Source organism: Ochrobactrum sp. BTU2, assembly GCF_024539785.1.
Lineage (GTDB): Bacteria > Pseudomonadota > Alphaproteobacteria > Rhizobiales > Rhizobiaceae > Brucella > Brucella anthropi.
In genome coordinates this window covers 17,186-34,039 of record NZ_JAHWRG010000003.1, presented here as the reverse complement: position 1 = coordinate 34,039, position 16,854 = coordinate 17,186, and the positions used below count along the sequence as shown (strand labels likewise).

Below are 16,854 nucleotides of genomic sequence, written 5' to 3'. Positions count from 1 at the left end.
ATTTCGCAGCGCCAACTATCTCTGGCGCTGTGATTTCTCAAAACGTTTGATGAGGCGGTCTCGACGCAATCGCGAAAGGCGCTGAATCCAGAAAATACCATCGAGCTGGTCTATTTCGTGCTGATGGCAAACTGCGAGCAAGCCTTCCGATTCCTCGGTTTGCTCGGTGCCACTCAGGTCTTGATAGCGAATTTTGATGCGGGCGTGGCGCTCGACGTCGTCGACTACGCCCGGCATCGAAACGCTACCTTCCTGATGATGGATTTTTTCGTCCGAAGCCCAGACTATTTCCGGATTCACATAGAATTTCGGGGTTAGCTCGGTAGGTAGTTCTAAAACCACCAAACGTTTCGATATGCCGACATGTGGCGCGGTGATACCGATGCCCGGTGCTGCGCGCATTGTATCGAGAAGATCGGTGCCTAGTTCCTGCAAATCGCTGTCGAATTGGGTGACTGGCTCGGCAACAGCGCGCAGTCGTTTATCCGGATAGCTTACAATCGGGCGAACAGTCATCGGACCTCACATTCTGCATGCGGATAGACCTCGTATCCGCACGCGATCTTTTGGCCGATTTTCACCGTGACTTGCAAACACTATCGCAGGTGACCGTCACAATCCTCGCGCTATAACGAGACGCTGTACGTCGCTGGTGCCTTCGTAAATCTGGCACACGCGAACATCGCGATAAATGCGCTCAACCGGATAATCAGCAAGGTAACCGTAGCCGCCATGAATCTGAATCGCGGCGGAGCAGACCTGTTCGGCCATTTTGGAGGCGACGAGTTTGGCCATTGATGCTTCGGTCAAGCAAGGTTTGCCCGCCTCGCGCAGCGCAGCTGCATGGAGAACCATCTGACGGGCTGTCTCAATCTTCGTTGCCATGTCGGCGAGCCTGAAAGAGACAGCCTGATGTTCGATAATGGGCTTGCCGAATGTAATGCGCTCTTTGGCGTAAGCACATGCAGCTTCGAACGCTGCGCGAGCCATACCGACTGATTGCGCCGCAATGCCGATGCGTCCGCCTTCCAGATTGGCAAGCGCGATTTTGTAGCCCTGGCCCTCATCGCCCAGTCGGTTCTCTACTGGGATGCGCATGTTGGTGAAAGCGAGCGCACAGGTATCCGACGAATGCTGGCCGAGCTTGTGCTCGACGGAAACAACCTCGTAGCCCGGAGTATCGGTCGGCACGATGAAAGCCGAAATGCCTTTCTTGCCTGCCGATGGATCGGTAACGGCAAACACGATCACCACGCTGCCGTTCTTGCCTGATGTGATGAACTGCTTGGAGCCATCGATCACATAATGATCGCCGTCGCGGCGTGCACGGGTTTTGAGCGCAGACGCATCCGAGCCGGCCTGTGGTTCGGTCAACGCGAACCCGCCAATCCATTCGCCTGAAGCCATCTTGGGCAAAAAACGTTTTTTCTGTTCTTCGGTGCCGAAGCGCAGGATCGGAACGCAGCCGACGGATGAGTGGACTGAAACGATGGTCGAACATGCCCCATCGCCAGCAGCAATCTCTTCCAGCGCCAGAGCGTAGGCAACCGTACCGAGATTGGAACCACCCCATTCTTCCGGCACCAGCATTCCGAGAAAACCAAGCTCGCCCATTTCCGCGAGCTCGGCGCGTGGAAAAGCGTGCTCCCTGTCACGTGCGGCGGCGCCCGGCGCGAGCCGTTCCTGCGCGAACTGCCGGGCGGCGTCGCGAATCTGCTCCTGCGTATCGCTCAAGAGCATCAGACGATCCTCTCGATACCAACCGCAGTCGCTTCGCCGCCGCCCAGACATATGCCAGCAACACCGCGCTTCAGACCATGGGTTTCGAGGGCTGAAAGCAGGGTGACAAGTATGCGCGCCCCTGACGCGCCGATGGGGTGGCCAAGGGCGCAGGCGCCACCATGAATGTTGACTTTGTCGTGCGGTAGATCAAGATCACGCATGGCCGCCATGGTTACGACCGCAAAAGCTTCATTGATCTCAAAGAGATCGACATCTTTCAGGTTCCAGCCGATTTTCGCTGAAAGCTTGTTTATGGCGCCGATCGGGGCGGTCGGGTAGAGATTCGGCTTGTCGGCATGGGTCGCATGGCCGACCAGAACCGCACGTGGGGTGAGGCCGCGCTTTTCCGCTTCGGAAGCACGCATGAGAACAAGGGCTGCCGCCCCGTCCGAAATCGAGGAGGAATTGGCAGCCGTCACGGTGCCGCCATCACGAAATGCCGGGCGAAGGGTGGGAATTTTGTCCAGTTTCGCCTTGCCGGGCTGCTCATCAATGGAAATTTCAACTTCGTTACGTCCAGCTTTCACTGAAACGGGGGTAATTTCGGCAGCGAAAAGGCCGTTCGTGATAGCATTCTGCGCACGTGTCAGAGAGGCAATGGCGAACTCATCCTGAGCTTCGCGAGTAAACTGGTAGGCTTCCGCGCAGTCTTCGGCAAAGGTGCCCATCAGACGACCTTTGTCATAGGCATCTTCAAGCCCATCGAGGAACATATGGTCGATAATCTGGCCGTGTCCCATACGATACCCACCACGTGCCTTTGGCAGCAGATAGGGGGAGTTCGTCATGCTCTCCATGCCGCCGGACACGATGACATCGGCAGAACCTGCCAGCAGCAGATCGTGCGCCAGCATGGTTGCCTTCATGCCTGAGCCGCACATCTTGTTGACCGTCGTCGCGCCGGTTGAAACCGGCAATTCGGCTTTGATTGAGGCCTGACGTGCCGGAGCCTGCCCCTGACCGGCAGGCAGAACACAGCCCATATAGACATCTTCGACCGCTTCCGGTGCAAGACCCGCGCCCGCAAGTGCGCCGCGAATGGCGGCGGCACCAAGATCGGTCGCCTGGGCGTTGGCAAAATCGCCCTGAAAGCCGCCCATGGGAGTACGGGAAGCACCGACAATGACAATAGGATCGCTGTTGGACATGATTGTTCCTCGTTACTTTGCTGCCATGCGAAGTGCGCCATCCAGACGGATGACTTCACCGTTGAGCATCTGGTTTTCCACGATGTGGCGGGCAAGAGCCGCATATTCGTCCGGGCGACCGAGGCGAGGCGGGAAAGGCACGGAAGCGCCGAGGGCATCCTGCACTTCCTGCGGCATGCCTGCCATCATCGGCGTGGCGAAAACTCCGGGCGCAATGGTCATGACGCGGATGCCATGTCGCGCAAGCTCGCGCGCCACAGGCAAGGTCATGGCAGCAACGCCGCCCTTGGAAGCGGAATAAGCAGCTTGCCCAATCTGGCCGTCAAAGGCTGCAACCGACGCCGTGTTGATGATGACGCCACGTTCTCCGCCTTCACCGGGCTCGTTCTTTGCCATGGCTTCGGCAGCAAGGCGCAGCATGTTGAATGTGCCAATCAGATTGATCGAAATTGCGCGCGTGAAGCTTTCCAGCTTATGTGCGCCGTCGCGACCGAGAACTTTTTCGCCCGGTGCCACACCCGCACAATTGATGAGTATATCGACGTGCCCGAACGCCTCAAGCGCAGCCGCGATGGCAGCCTTGCCATCCGCATCGCTGGTGACGTCGGTGCGATGAAAGTTCGCCGCCGAACCAAGCGTCTTGGCCTGCGCTTCGCCAGCTTCCGCATTCACATCGAGAAGCATGACTTTGCCACCGGCATCGACGGCCATTTTCGCAACTGCTGCACCGAGGCCAGAGCTTGCGCCAGTAATCAGAAATACCCGATCCTTAATCTGCATAATCTTGTCCTCAGGCCTTCGTCTGTTGCTGTTTGTCGATTTCCGCCTTGCGTAGGAGGAAACGTTGGATTTTTCCACTTGGTGTCTTGGGGAGCTCGTTCACGAAATCGATTTCGCGCGGATAGGAATGGGCGGAGAGCCGCTTCTTCACGTGCAACGCCAGCTCATCCTTCAGTTCATGCGTACCTTCGAAACCGGGTGCAAGAATAACGAATGCCTTCACAATTTCCGTTCGTTGCGGGTCAGGTACGCCGACGACCGCTGCTTCGTTGACGGCTGCGTGTTCAAGAAGGGCGCTTTCGACATCGAAGGGTCCAATGCGATAACCTGATGATGTTATAACGTCATCGGCACGGCCTATGAAGCTGATCGAACCATCCGGCTCGAATTCCACTGTATCTCCGGTGCGATAGTAACCGTCCGCAATGGCTGGTGTTTCCTGCTTGTAATAGCCGGAAAACCAGAGAAGTGGCGATTTTGCAACATCGACAGCAAGAATGCCGGGCTGATTAGGACCGAGCTCATTGCTCTGTTCATCCAGAACGGCGATGCGATAGCCGGGCATTGCATAGCCAGCCGAACCGTGTCGAACGGAATGTTCAAGGCCGTGATGATTATTCACCACCATGCCGAGTTCGGTCTGGCCGTAATGATCGTAAATCGGTGCGCCAAGATATGCGTCGAACCAGCGAATGACTTCCGGGTTAAGCGGTTCTCCCGCACTCGACACCACACGCAGGCGACCTTTGACGCGTTTCGCAGCTTCCGGTCCCTCGGCCATTAACAGACGGAAGGCAGTCGGCGAACCGGCAAGGCTGGTGACGCCAAGACGCTCGATAATGTCGTAGGTGCTTTCGGCGGTGAAACCGCCTTCGTAAAGCGTGGTTGCCATGCCAAGCTGCAATGGCCCGGTCACGGCATAATAAAGGCCATAGGCCCATCCCGGATCGGCAATATTCCAGAAAATATCGTCGGAACGCAGGCCGATGGCTTCGCGCATATAGGCACCGAACGCCATTAGCGCATAAAGCGGGACCGGTACGCCTTTGGGCAGGCCAGCGGTGCCGGAAGTCGACATCATCATGAACAGATCGCTGCCCTTGCGAAGCACCGGCGCGCAGTCAACTGAAGCAGAAGCGGCCGCCGCGCAAAAATCGATGTCGCCGGCTGGCAAGTCTTCGCCGGGTGCCGGTACGATTGCGACTTTGGAGCAGTTTTCAACTTCTGTCAGCTTGGAGCGGTTGGCCGTGTTGGTGACGACCAGTTTTGCGCCGCTGGTTTTCAGGCGATGTTCGATTGCTTTTGGGCCGAAAGCGGTGAAAAGCGGCTGATAAATAGCGCCGATACGCCATGCGCCGAGAATGGTTGCAATGAGTTCTGGTGTGCGCGGCAACAGACCGGCGACCACGTCACCAACGCCGACACCTGCATCTTTCAGTACATTGCCGACACGAGCGGCCATATCGCGCAGGTTCTCGAAGGTAAATTCGGAAAGTTCGCCATTGGCTGTAATCGCGCGCAGGGCTACGCGATTATCACCCGTATGCCGGTCGCAGCATTCAATACAGGCATTAATGCCTGTTTCAGGATTGCCGTGAAGCTTTGCAATGGCATCTTCGATGCGAAATTGCGCGACGGCATCATCATAACGCATCAATCGCGCTGAAACGGACGTTTCAGTCATCCAGTATAACCTCCCTGACCGCCACCTCCTCGTGGCCAACCATGCCTAAAGGTTAACGCGTCACGCATTGCAAACAATGACATTAGATGCATTAATGTGTGATCGATTTTGCAATATAGAGAAACCATGGAACGCCATAATATTGCACCGGGCTTCGTCGAGGATGCGCTCGAAAGCGTGCGTGTCCGGGGGATGGATACGGCTGCCCTGATGGCAAAGATCGGCTTGCCGGAGACAGTGACAGAACCCGTCACTAATGTGGAATATGGTCGTTTGTGGTGGCTGATTGCCGAAACGATCAACGACGAATTCTTTGGGCTGGCTGCAAGGCCGATGCGCCCCGGCAGCTTCAATCTGCTTTGTCATGCTGTGCTGCATGCTGGCACGCTGGAACGGGCTTTGCGACGGGCTTTGCAGTTTCTCAATGTAGTGCTGGATGATCCGCGGGGCGAATTGCGGATCCGCGATGGCATGGCCCATGTCGTTCTGACCGATGCCGGGCACCCGAGACCTGCCTTTGCTTATCGTGCCTATTGGCTGATCCTGATGGGTGTGGTCTGCTGGCTGATCGGGCGACGTATTCCGTTGCGGACGCTCGACTTTGCTTGTCCGGCGCCGGTCCACCGTCAGGACTATCACAAGTTCTTCGGAGCGCCGGTCCTGTTCGACCAGCCGGTGACGCGACTGGTTTTTTCGTCGTCCTATCTATCACTGCCGATCATTCGCAGCGATGTAGCGCTGGACAGTTTTTTACGAGAGGCTCCCGCCAATATTCTGATCCGCTATCGTCATGATAATGATCTTTCCGCAAGGGTACGCGCGCAATTGAATGCTTTGCCAATCACAGACTGGCCTTCTTTTGAAGAACTCGCGAAGGGGCTTGGCATGTCCGTACCGACCTTGCGACGCAGGCTGCGCGGGGAGGGGCAGAGCTTTGGCACGATCAAGGATGAGTTGCGGTTCGTTATTGCTGAAAGGCTTTTGCAGGAAAGCAGGTTGAGCGTGGCGGAGGTGGCTGCCGAACTTGGCTACAGTGAGCCGAGCGCCTTTTATCGCGCCTTCCATAAATGGATGGGGCAAAGCCCTGGGCGGTTTCGGACAATACAACAGGAGGAATAAAAATGCCGGACGTTAAGTCCGGCATTTTGTCGCTTGGGAGGCAGTATCAGTCTTCCTTGATCATGCTGTCCTTGCTCGTATCCCGCATACGCAGATAAACGATGAGGGAAATGCCGATCATGATGGTGACGTACCAGTAGAAGCCGCGTTCCCAGCCACCATTCTTGAAGCTTAGTGCAACATATTCGGCAGTACCACCGAAGAGAGTGTTGGCCAGTGCGTAGGGCAGGGCTACGCCGAGTGCACGGATATGCGCCGGGAAAAGTTCCGCCTTCACCACAGCGTTGATGGAGGTGTAGCCGGTGACGATGATGAGCGCTCCCATGACCAGCAGACCAGCCGTGATCGGGTCGCGGGTCTGTTCCAGCGTCGTGAAAATCGGATAGGTGAAAAGAACACCTGCGGCACCGAACGCGATCATCAATGGCTTACGACCAATCCTGTCTGACAAAGCGCCAGCGATGGGCTGCAGGCACATGAAGATGAAAAGGGTCACGGCATTGATCTGGCTCGCTACTTCACGGCTGAAGCCGGATGTATTCACCAGAAATTTCTGCATATAGATCGAGTAAGCGTAGAATGCGAGCGTACCGCCGGCAGTCAGAAGCATGACGAGAGCGGTTTCCTTCGGATGATGCTTGATAAGCGTCCAGAAACCGGACTTTGGAGTGTCTTTGGTCTTGGCGTTCTTGAAGCTTTCGGTTTCCGCAAGGCCGCGACGCAGCCAGAATACTACAACGGCAAGCAGTGCGCCGATGAAGAACGGAATACGCCAGCCCCAGGCCTCCAGTGCCGGGGTTTCCATGGTCGACTGAAGCACAATCAAAAGCAAGATTGCGAGAAGCTGGCCTGAAATGAGCGTGACATACTGGAACGAGGAGAAGAAGCCGCGACGATCCTTGCCCGCCATTTCCGACAGATAGGTGGCGCTAGCGCCATATTCGCCGCCGACTGACAGGCCCTGCATCAAACGTGCGAGCACGAGAAGGGCCGGAGCTGCGAGGCCGATGGTCTGGTAATCGGGCGTCAGTGCGATGATGAGCGAACCTGCACACATCAGCGTCACGGACAGTGCAAGACCCGCCTTGCGACCCTTGCGGTCGGCGTAAATACCCATGATCCACGCACCGATGGGGCGCATGACAAAGCCGACTGCAAAGACTGCGGCAGCACTCATAAGCTGCGCGGTCTGGCTTTCAGACGGGAAGAAGTGCGGTGCAAAATAGAGCGCGAATGCTGCGTAAACATACCAGTCGAACCATTCGACCAGATTGCCGGTCGAGCCACCGATGATGGATTTCAGGCGGCTATTGGTGCTTTGCACTTCACTCCGTTCACTTGTAATTGAGACCATGGGTTGCTCCTTCCAATCTCTGGATTTTTGAATTTCACCCCTTGTTGTGGAACCGGATCAGCGAAACGGTTTCAGGGTGTTTTTCCGTCGCCATCAACTCGTCTCTCTGCACTTCCACTTGGGTTCGTGAGAGAAGGCTTGTTTGGCGCTGGTGAATAATCTCATTCCGCGCTCCGCTTCAGCTTCGAGCACGCAATATCAGTGACCCGGTCGATAAGAGCGGCTCTGGAAGTGATTGCGATGCGGGTGCTATATTGATGCGGTTCACGGTTAAGCTCCTCCCTTCGAAACTCCCTTTTCGAAGTAGCGCTAACATGCTGTAGCTGAACAATGATCACCAGAGAGCGAATTTAAAAAGATTAAAATATTGAAATTAAATGATTTTCTGCAGATTTCGATTTACTTTCGTGCGCGTCTTGTGCAAGATTCTGCGTGACTATTCGTTTGAATTTGCATAAATATGCACAAATGAAGGTGCCATCGAAGATTACAAAATTCCTTTTGGTTGCCCTCGCTTTCTTACTGGCAATCGGTGTGTGGTTTTCCGCCCGGCTGTGGGCGGAAAACGAGGCGCTTGATGGACTTCGGCAAAATGCCACGCTTGTAGCGCGTCAACAGACCCGCCTGATAGACAGTGAACTGGCAAAGTTCCGGTTGTTGCCTGTGGTTTTGAAGGAATATAGCGATCTGCGTGATGTGCTTGCTGGCAGATCAGAGGACGCGACCACTCGTCTGAACCAAAAGCTTGAACTTCTTGCACATCAGATCGGTTCGCCAATCATCTATGTGATCGCTCGTGACGGAACTGTTATTGCGTCATCGAATGCTAATACGCCGGAGAGCTTTGTCGGACGCAATTACGATTTCCGGCCTTATTTCAAGGGCGCGATGGCAGGAGGTTCGGCAGAATATTATGCCATAGGTGATTTGAGTGGGCGTTTCGGCCTTTTTTTGGCGCGGCGCATCGGTGATCAGGCTAATCCGGTTGGTGTGGTCGTCATCAAATTTGAATTCCACAGACTGGTGCAAACATGGGCAAATGACCCCGGCCAGACCTTCGTTGTTGATCCTCGCGGGATCATACTGGCCTCCACCGATAAGGCCGAAGACCTTCGCTCCTTTCAGCCGATATCAACTACAGAACGCACAAAGATTATCGAGAGTGGACAGTTCAATGCTGCGGATATGAAGCCGAGCAATTATCGTTTTGCGCCGGATGGGATGATGATCGGGCCGTCCGGCCAATATTCAGTTGCGGTTGACGAGCCGATTGCCGAAACGTCTCTGAAACTGGTTCATATGGAACCTATGGGGCGGGCTCTGCGCGCTGCCAACGACCTTGCGCGCCTGATAACGGTGGCAGTTATGCTCGTTTTTGTCATGATTGCCGGTGCCGTTTACTGGCGAGTGAGCCGCGCAGCGCGTGCGGCAGCCTATCGTGCCGAACTCGAGACTGCAGTTGACGAGCGCACTGCCGCATTGAGCGCGGAAATGGCGGAACGTGAACTGGCTGACAAACGCTTTCGTAATGCGCGGGAAGAGCTCGCCCAGGCGAACAGGCTCGCCTCCCTCGGATCGATAACCGCAGGGCTGGTGCATGAAATCAACCAACCCGTCGCGACCATTCGGACGCTCACCGAAAACGCACAGCATCATCTAGCACATGGCAAGCTCGATAAGGTCGCCCAAAACCTCAATACATCTGTGGAACTGACAGCGCGCATAGGCTCTATCACACAGGAAATGCGCCGGTTTGCGCGCCGTCGCAGCGGTGTCGTTCGCTCGCTCCCGCTGAATGAGCTTGTAGATGGCACAATGCTGCTGATGGGAGACCGGTTCCGCAACGCCAAGGTTCAACTGGATATACCGGAACGTTCCGACGTGGTGATACTTGCCTGCCGCGTCCGATCAGAGCAGGTGCTGGTGAATTTGCTGCAGAACGCATTGGATGCGGTCGTGAACATCGAGAATCCACGTGTTTCGTTCAGCGTCCGCGACGAGGGCGACCAGATTTCTCTTGTCGTGGACGATAACGGACCCGGCATTGATCCCCAATTGGCTGACGAGATTTTTAGCCCATTTGTTACAGGAAAAGCGGATGGCCTCGGTCTGGGGCTGGGCATCGCGAGAGACCTCATGACCGAATTGGAAGGAACGCTACGCGTCGTTCCATCGCAGCTTGGTGGTGCAGCTTTTGCGGCAACCTTGAAACGGGCGAAAGAGGAGGGTGGCCTTGACGGAAAGTGAGCCTTTGCGCGTGATGCTGGTCGATGACGATGCAGCATTTCGTACGGCCTTGGCCGATTCATTTGAAATCGCAGGTCTTGATATTGAAGTGCACGGTGACGGTCAGTCCGCTTTGACCAGTTTGACGCCTGACTATCCGGGCATCGTTGTGACCGACATCCGCATGCCGCGGGTTGATGGACATGCCGTGATGGAAACATTGTTGGCGCGTGACCCGGAGCTGCCGGTTATTTTGATGACTGGACATGGCGACATTGGAATGGCTGTGGCCTCACTCAAGAAAGGAGCTTTCGATTTCATAGCTAAACCATTTGCTGCTGATCATCTGATATCGAGCGTTCGCCGCGCCCTGGAAATGCGCCGGCTGGTGCTGGAAAATCGCCGCCTTCGCCGGGCTGCGGCAAATGCCGAGCAGGATTATCCCCTACTTGGCGAGACGCCGGTGATGGTGCGACTGCGTGACACGATCCGCCAGCTTGCCAGTGTCGATGTCGATGTTTTGATAGAAGGCGAAACCGGGACTGGAAAAGAATTGGTGGCTCGCCTTCTGCACCGCTGGAGCGCGCGTCACGCCCGCAGTTTTGTTGCCATCGATTGTGCCGCCTTGCCCGATGTCATTGCCGATGAAGTTCTGTTCGGCAGTCGCATCCAGCGCGGGAGAATAGCCGACGCGGATCGCGGCACATTGTTTCTCGATGAAGTCGATAGCATGTCACTGTCCGTTCAGGGCAAGCTGCTGCGTGTTGTCGAAGAGCGTGAGTTGCCTTCGCTTTCAGGAGAACCGCGCGCGGTCAATCTAAGGATCATAGCGGCTGCGAAAGGCAATCTGGAGGAAGCTGTGACTTCCGGTCGCTTTCGTTCCGATTTGTTTTATCGCCTTGAAACGGTCAGGCTCCGTGTTCCGCCTCTGCGCGAGCGGCGGAAGGATATCGGTCTGCTTTTCTCTTATTTCCTTGATGAAGCGGCAGCACAGTTCAGCCAACCGCGACCTGCAATTGATGCAGTCATGGAAGCGCGATTGAACTCGGACGAATGGTCGGGAAATGTCCGCGAACTACGCAATTATGCCAAGCAGGTCGTGTTGGGATTGCGCCACGATCCAATTACGGAGCCCAGTCCGCTTTCGCTGTCGGAACAGATGGACCGTTTTGAAGACGGCGTTATTCGCGCGACGTTGGATCGTTGCAACGGTGATGTAGGGGTTGCTGCAGTTCTGCTGCAATTGCCGCGGCGCAGTCTCTACGCCCGCCTGCAAAAGCTTGCAATTGACGCTTCGACCTTCAGAAAGCGTGATTGATGTTTTCATTACGGGGTTGGTTTGATAACGATGCCAGCGAACTCGCTGATATTGACGCCAAGTTTTTGCCAGACGACGGTCTGGCAATGAGGATGTGATGGCTACCCCCCTTGATAAAACACAGATCCGCTCCCTGTCGGTCTTTGCCGGTATGGATGATGCGGGTTTTGATCAGTTTCTTGGTCTGGCTACTCGGCGTGCTGTTCCGAAAGGAACCGCCGTCTTCAATCAAGGTGACGATGCAAGCCACTTTTTTGTGTTGTTGCATGGGCGCTTGAAAGTCATGCAAGTTACCGCCGACGGGCAGCAGATTATTGTGCGGGTCGTCAATCCCGGAGAACTTTTCGGCTTCGCGGTAGCGTTGGGGCGCAAAGACTATCCCGGTACGCCTCTGGCCGCGGTCGATAGTTCCGTCCTTGCCTGGCCGATGGAAATGATGACTGATTTCATGGCGCGCAGCCCCGCACTCGCTGTGAATACGATGCAGATGATTGGGCGCAGACTGGATGCCGCGCACAATCGCATCAGAGAGATATCAACGCAAGAAGTCGAACCGCGCGTGGCACATGCAGTGCTGAGACTTGTTCGTGAAGCTGGGGTAAAAGAAAGGGGCGGTGTGCGTATCGATTTTCCGGTTTCGCGACAGGATATCGCTGAACTGACCGGAACAACTTTGCACACGGTTTCGCGTATTATCAGCCAGTGGCAGACTAAGGGCTGGGTGGAAGGTGGCAGACAATCGTTGCTCGTTCGCGACCTCCGGCATCTGAAATCGATTGCCGAAGGCGAGAGCTAGAGTTCTTCCGATAGAAGTAAGAACGGTCTCGATCTAGTTTGCAGCCGCCGACCGCTGACGGCTGATCCATGCAGCCCCGATGTTCCCATGCAAGAACCCGTTGGAGAGCGGGACGCCCGGATAGACAGTTCTCAAGCGCGCAATGCCGTCTTCAGGGCTGATAGATCGGTTTAGCACCTCGTCATGGATATGGGCTACTTCCACCATATCGCAGTCCTGCGGTGACAGTCTAAAACGCCTGATCCCTGCTTCTTGCAGCTCAGGCAGGTCCTCAATCAGTGACTGACAGGTATGAGAGAGCGTCTGCACACCGTTCAGTGCCAGAAATGGTTGGCTATCCAGGGTCTTGACTGGCAGTCCGTCGGGCTCTTCGCCACATACAAATTGGCAGTTGTCCTTTATGTGGCCCTTGGATCGCGCATGCGCACAACGAGCTGAAATGGCGAGCGGCACTCGTCCGAACGTGAATACTTCAAACGCAATCTCAGGCGCGGCTTTGACGATTTCCCGGATTGAACTGATTGGTAACTCTGGCGGCAGGCAGATCGACTGTGCGCCACGGGCCGCAAGAACCTTCGCGGTCGCAGCATTATAAACATTGACCAGTGGACCGACTATATGCGGCACACCGGACAACAGCCCCAGTGCCGACAGATCGTTTGCCTCCACCGGTAGTGTCGCCTCCTTAATCGTGTGACGGACCTGTTTTGCTTCTCGCTCGAGCATGACGAGCGCCAGCGAACCGACGTTCACCGTTTTTCCTGCGCGCTGCAGCCGCTCGATCACAGCGTCCATATAAGGTGTCAAGAAATGGAACCGTTTGGAGCAGACGATTTCACCGACGGTGACATGGTCGATCGGGGCTTCGTCGGCGATACGAAAATAAAAATCCCGCCATTTTGGGCCGTCCCACAGGAAGAGAACGGGACCAAGGCTGAGGCTGGGTGCTGACATATCTATCTCCAGCGTTTGTCGTAAGCGCCCGAAGTCGTTTGCTGGCCTTCGCTCAGCAGACGGAGGCGGGACAGAAGGGCGGCGCGGCTTTCGGGACTTGCTGCGAGTGTCTGACGCAGTGTGGAGACGACTTCACCAACATAAGCCTTGCCGCGTTGGCGACCCTCAATCTTGAGCGCTGAGACGCCTGCCGCCCGCAACTCATCGATATGATTCATGACATCGAGGGAAACCGGATCTTCAAATGCATAACCTTGATCGTCTGCGATATCGAACCGGCCTTTACAGAGTGTCGGATAGCCGGTGGGCTCGCCCAAAGGGAAACGATTGATCGTGTAATCGCCGAGTTCGGAGACGAGTTCCTCTCCGTCTTGCCGGTAGCGGACGTGGCTGGCCGGTGAGCAAACGCCGTTCATGTTGGGCGATCTGCCAGTGGCGTAGGAAGACAGGGAGCATCGTCCTTCTGCCATCACGCATAGTCCACCGAACACGAATACTTCCATTTCGCAGCCGATCTTGCGGCCGAGTTTCGCAATATCGGCAATGGTCAGAACGCGTGGTAACACGACACGCTTAGCCTTGAATGCATCGACGAGAAACTGGATTGCGTCTGCATTGGAAGCGGAAGCCTGTACGGATACGTGGAGCCGCTGTGTTGGATGCTTCCCGGCAGTATAGGCCATGAGCCCGAAATCGGCGATGATGACTGCGTCTGCGCCAAGGGAGGACGCATCGTCTACAGCTTGATACCAAATGTGCTCATCGCCTGCGCGCATGAACGTATTGATGGCAACGAAAACTTGCGTTTTACGAGCATGGGCGAACTGGATTGCGTCGCGTAGTTCGTCACGGCTGAAGTTGAGGCCTGGAAAGTTGCGCGCATTCGTTTCGTCGCGAAAGCCGCAATAGACGGCATCCGCTCCAGCACCCACTGCTTCACGCAAGGCCGATGGCGTTCCTGCAGGACAAATCAGTTCCATCCGGTAGCTTCCTTGCCGAGGGCCTTGCTGCGTACGTAGTTTGCAATGCCGCGGACCATCGGGGCAAACGGTCCGGCACTTGTGCCGAGGTCGGATGGAAGGTCTATATTGCAGTCATCCAGCGCATTGCGAAGCGCCAGCATGGCCTCCATGTCGCCCGTCACGGTAATATCCCTGGAGAAGAACAGCGCATCTCCATCAAGCTTACCTTCGAGAAGCGCGAGCAGCATAACCAGCGGTCCTTCGATGCCTGCGTCGACCTCTGTCGCTTCGTCGTCGCGCACGATTGTGATGCGCGGCTTATCCGGCTCGATCACAAAAGCAAATGGTATGTCGGACGGGCGAAAACGGAACCGCTTCGTCGCATAGTCTCCGAGACGCTCGAAGAGGCCCGGATGCGCGCGCATCACTTGAAAGAAAATGCGCGAGACAAAAGGGGCGATCAAAAAGGGTGGAACAAGCCGGGCAGGAACAGCCACAGCTGGAGGTATCTTCATCATCACTCAGCTCCGGTGAGCTTTACAAGGTGAGTTCAGAACTAGGCGATTCAATACAATGACAGTTTGATTCAGATCAAAGACGGCGAAAGAATTCGATATTCAAAACTAAGGGCATGAAAACGGCTCGCTCTCTTCGGTCACATTACGACTGCCTGCAAAGCTTTTTGTCGGAGCTTGAACGGCGCAACGATCTCATTCGGATCAAACGTCCGGTCTCGCTCGTCCAGGAAATAACAGAAATCCACAAGCGTGTGCTCGAAATGGATGGTCCGGCATTACTCTTCGAACAACCGGTCGATGCAGACGGTCATCAACATTCAATTCCACTCGTGGCCAATCTTTTTGGTTCTAAGCGGCGTATTGCGTTGGGACTTGGCTGTGCCGTTGAGGGAATTCCCGACCTTGCCGAGATGCTTGCGGAACTGCGTGCACCAAAGCCGCCCCGTTCAGCAGGGGAAATATGGAGCAAGCTGCCTTTGGCAAAGGCAGCATTGAATATGCGTCCTCGGCAGGTCAGACGCGCATCGGTGCAGGCGACGATATTGGAAGGCGAAGCGGTCAACCTCGATCTACTGCCGATCCAGTGGTGTTGGCCGGGAGAGCCTGCGCCGCTTGTTACCTGGCCGCTGGTTATCACACGGGCACCAGACGATCCATCCGACGTAAATGTCGGAATTTACCGGATGCAGAAGCTTGGCCGGGATAAGTTGATCATGCGCTGGCTCGCCCATCGCGGCGGTGCGCGTCATCACCGCATGTGGCAAAAGCGAGGCGAGGATATGCCGGTTGCCGTTGCTATCGGGGCCGATCCGGCGACAATCCTTGCAGCCGTTATGCCCTTGCCTGAGGGGATGAGCGAACTTGCCTTTTCGGGCCTGCTTGCTGGACGAAGGCCTTCCGTCGTTGATGCGTACACTGTGCCGCTCTCCGTGCCCGCTAACGCTGAAATCATTCTGGAAGGGCGAGTTTCCGCATCAGTGACAGCGCCAGAGGGGCCTTATGGTGATCACACGGGCTATTACAATAGTGTCGAGGAATTTCCGGTCATGCAGGTGACAGCGATAACCATGCGGAAAAACCCAGTCTATCTTTCGACCTATACCGGTCGCCCGCCGGATGAACCCTCAAGACTTGGCGAAGTGATGAACGAGCTGTTCGTGCCAATTGTACGAAAGCAATTCCCGGAAATCGCCGATCTGTGGCTGCCTCCGGCGGCGTGTTCCTATCGGGCAATAGTCGTTTCGATTGACAAACGCTATCCCGGTCAGGCGCGGCGGGTGATGATGGGGCTTTGGTCGATGCTGCCACAGTTCAGTTACACGAAGCTCATAATCGCCGTCGATCCCGACATAAATGTTTGTAACTGGGATGACGTCATGTGGGCACTTGCCACACGCTTCGATGCTAGTCGCGATGTCATCACGCTTACCGACACACCAGTGGATTATCTCGATTTCGCGTCGCCGCGCTCAGGTCTGGGCGGGAAGCTTGGACTTGATGCGACCAACAAAATCGGTGCGGAAACTGACCGGGAATGGGGTGCGGTGCTGAAGATGAGCGACGATGTAATCGCCCGCGTGGATGCAATGTGGGGCGAGCTTGGGTTGATTAAGGAAAGCATGCGATGAAACGGGTTGTTGTTGGCATTTCCGGCGCATCGGGCGCTCTCATCCCGCTCAAACTGCTGGAACAGCTTTCCACTTTAAACGATGTCGAGAGCCACCTGGTCGTATCGGACGCAGCGCAGCAAACATTGCGCCACGAGCTGGGTCCTGACGGCTATGCGCTTCTGCACAGGCTGGTGCACAGAAGTTATTCCGTCAGCGATATAGGTGCACTGATTGCAAGCGGATCAGTCGCAACGGCCGGTATGATCGTTGCGCCGTGCTCCATGCGGACGCTCGCGGCGATCGCAACGGGGCACAGCGACAGTCTGTTAACCCGCGCTGCGGACGTTCATTTGAAGGAGCGGCGCAGGCTGGTCCTGATCGCGCGGGAAACGCCGCTGCATCTGGTCCACCTGCGCAACATGTGCACGGTGACAGAAATGGGCGCGATTGTGATGCCGCCGGTTCCGGCCTTTTACTTCAAACCCCAATCGGTCGATGAAGTAGCCGATCAGATCGCGGCGCGAGCCATTGATCTGATCGGTATTGGCGAAAAGCAATCGGAAAGCTGGGCGGGAATACCCGGCAATCGATAGCAGTAGTTAC

General features: G+C 55.8%; 15 protein-coding genes. 6 read left to right on the top strand and 9 right to left on the bottom strand.

Annotated features, from left to right (window positions below):
* Nucleotides 1-15: 15 nt before the first annotated feature.
* The 5 genes from KWJ32_RS09230 to KWJ32_RS09210 form a co-directional block, all read right to left on the bottom strand.
* Complete coding sequence (locus KWJ32_RS09230) at nucleotides 16-516, bottom strand: peptide deformylase (RefSeq protein ID WP_012092548.1); 501 nt, start codon at nucleotides 514-516, stop codon at nucleotides 16-18.
* 96 nt (nucleotides 517-612) lie between these two features.
* The gene (locus KWJ32_RS09225) at nucleotides 613-1,740 is read right to left on the bottom strand and encodes an acyl-CoA dehydrogenase family protein (RefSeq protein WP_012092549.1); all 1,128 of its coding nucleotides are present in this window, start codon (nucleotides 1,738-1,740) and stop codon (nucleotides 613-615) included.
* On the bottom strand, nucleotides 1,740-2,930 hold the full coding sequence (locus tag KWJ32_RS09220; protein WP_012092550.1) for an acetyl-CoA C-acyltransferase: 1,191 nt from the start codon (nucleotides 2,928-2,930) through the stop codon (nucleotides 1,740-1,742). The genes KWJ32_RS09225 and KWJ32_RS09220 overlap by 1 nt, the downstream gene beginning before the upstream one ends.
* Before the next feature lie 12 nt (nucleotides 2,931-2,942).
* Nucleotides 2,943-3,710, bottom strand: coding sequence for a 3-hydroxyacyl-CoA dehydrogenase (locus KWJ32_RS09215; protein ID WP_012092551.1), 768 nt, complete (start codon nucleotides 3,708-3,710; stop codon nucleotides 2,943-2,945).
* A gap of 10 nt (nucleotides 3,711-3,720) precedes the next feature.
* The gene (locus KWJ32_RS09210) at nucleotides 3,721-5,394 is read right to left on the bottom strand and encodes an acyl-CoA synthetase (RefSeq protein ID WP_012092552.1); all 1,674 of its coding nucleotides are present in this window, start codon (nucleotides 5,392-5,394) and stop codon (nucleotides 3,721-3,723) included.
* Between the two features lie 126 nt (nucleotides 5,395-5,520).
* Between KWJ32_RS09210 and KWJ32_RS09205 the strand changes: the two genes are divergently transcribed.
* Nucleotides 5,521-6,513, top strand: coding sequence for an AraC family transcriptional regulator (locus KWJ32_RS09205; protein ID WP_012092553.1), 993 nt, complete (start codon nucleotides 5,521-5,523; stop codon nucleotides 6,511-6,513).
* 46 nt (nucleotides 6,514-6,559) lie between these two features.
* Here KWJ32_RS09205 and KWJ32_RS09200 read toward each other — a convergent pair whose 3' ends face one another.
* Entirely contained in the window at nucleotides 6,560-7,867 is a 1,308-nt protein-coding gene (locus tag KWJ32_RS09200) for an MFS transporter (protein WP_012092554.1), read from the bottom strand.
* Nucleotides 7,868-8,335: 468 nt separating this feature from the next.
* Here KWJ32_RS09200 and KWJ32_RS09195 point away from each other — a divergent pair, with 468 nt between their 5' ends.
* The 3 genes from KWJ32_RS09195 (at nucleotide 8,336) to KWJ32_RS09185 (ending at nucleotide 12,207) form a co-directional block, all read left to right on the top strand.
* Nucleotides 8,336-10,114: a cache domain-containing protein gene (locus KWJ32_RS09195; protein WP_012092555.1), complete on the top strand. Its 1,779-nt coding sequence runs from the start codon at nucleotides 8,336-8,338 to the stop codon at nucleotides 10,112-10,114.
* Nucleotides 10,101-11,411, top strand: coding sequence for a sigma-54 dependent transcriptional regulator (locus KWJ32_RS09190; protein WP_012092556.1), 1,311 nt, complete (start codon nucleotides 10,101-10,103; stop codon nucleotides 11,409-11,411). The genes KWJ32_RS09195 and KWJ32_RS09190 overlap by 14 nt, the downstream gene beginning before the upstream one ends.
* Before the next feature lie 97 nt (nucleotides 11,412-11,508).
* Nucleotides 11,509-12,207, top strand: a complete 699-nt coding sequence (locus KWJ32_RS09185) for a Crp/Fnr family transcriptional regulator (protein ID WP_012092557.1) — start codon at nucleotides 11,509-11,511, stop codon at nucleotides 12,205-12,207.
* A 33-nt stretch (nucleotides 12,208-12,240) separates the two neighbouring features.
* On the opposite strand, the gene KWJ32_RS09180 is transcribed toward KWJ32_RS09185, so the two are convergent.
* The 3 genes from KWJ32_RS09180 to KWJ32_RS09170 are packed head-to-tail and all read right to left on the bottom strand — an operon-like array spanning nucleotide 12,241 to nucleotide 14,641.
* Nucleotides 12,241-13,161: a U32 family peptidase gene (locus KWJ32_RS09180; protein ID WP_012092558.1), complete on the bottom strand. Its 921-nt coding sequence runs from the start codon at nucleotides 13,159-13,161 to the stop codon at nucleotides 12,241-12,243.
* Nucleotides 13,162-13,163: 2 nt separating this feature from the next.
* Nucleotides 13,164-14,141: a peptidase U32 family protein gene (locus KWJ32_RS09175; RefSeq protein ID WP_012092559.1), complete on the bottom strand. Its 978-nt coding sequence runs from the start codon at nucleotides 14,139-14,141 to the stop codon at nucleotides 13,164-13,166.
* The gene (locus KWJ32_RS09170) at nucleotides 14,132-14,641 is read right to left on the bottom strand and encodes an SCP2 domain-containing protein (protein WP_012092560.1); all 510 of its coding nucleotides are present in this window, start codon (nucleotides 14,639-14,641) and stop codon (nucleotides 14,132-14,134) included. Before KWJ32_RS09170 ends, KWJ32_RS09175 begins: the two co-directional genes overlap by 10 nt.
* A 113-nt stretch (nucleotides 14,642-14,754) precedes the next feature.
* Between KWJ32_RS09170 and KWJ32_RS09165 the strand changes: the two genes are divergently transcribed.
* Nucleotides 14,755-16,269 carry a UbiD family decarboxylase gene (locus KWJ32_RS09165; protein WP_012092561.1) on the top strand — a complete coding sequence of 505 codons (1,515 nt, stop codon included), beginning with the start codon at nucleotides 14,755-14,757 and terminating at the stop codon, nucleotides 16,267-16,269.
* The gene (locus KWJ32_RS09160) at nucleotides 16,266-16,844 is read left to right on the top strand and encodes a UbiX family flavin prenyltransferase (RefSeq protein WP_012092562.1); all 579 of its coding nucleotides are present in this window, start codon (nucleotides 16,266-16,268) and stop codon (nucleotides 16,842-16,844) included. Before KWJ32_RS09165 ends, KWJ32_RS09160 begins: the two co-directional genes overlap by 4 nt.
* Nucleotides 16,845-16,854: the final 10 nt, after the last annotated feature.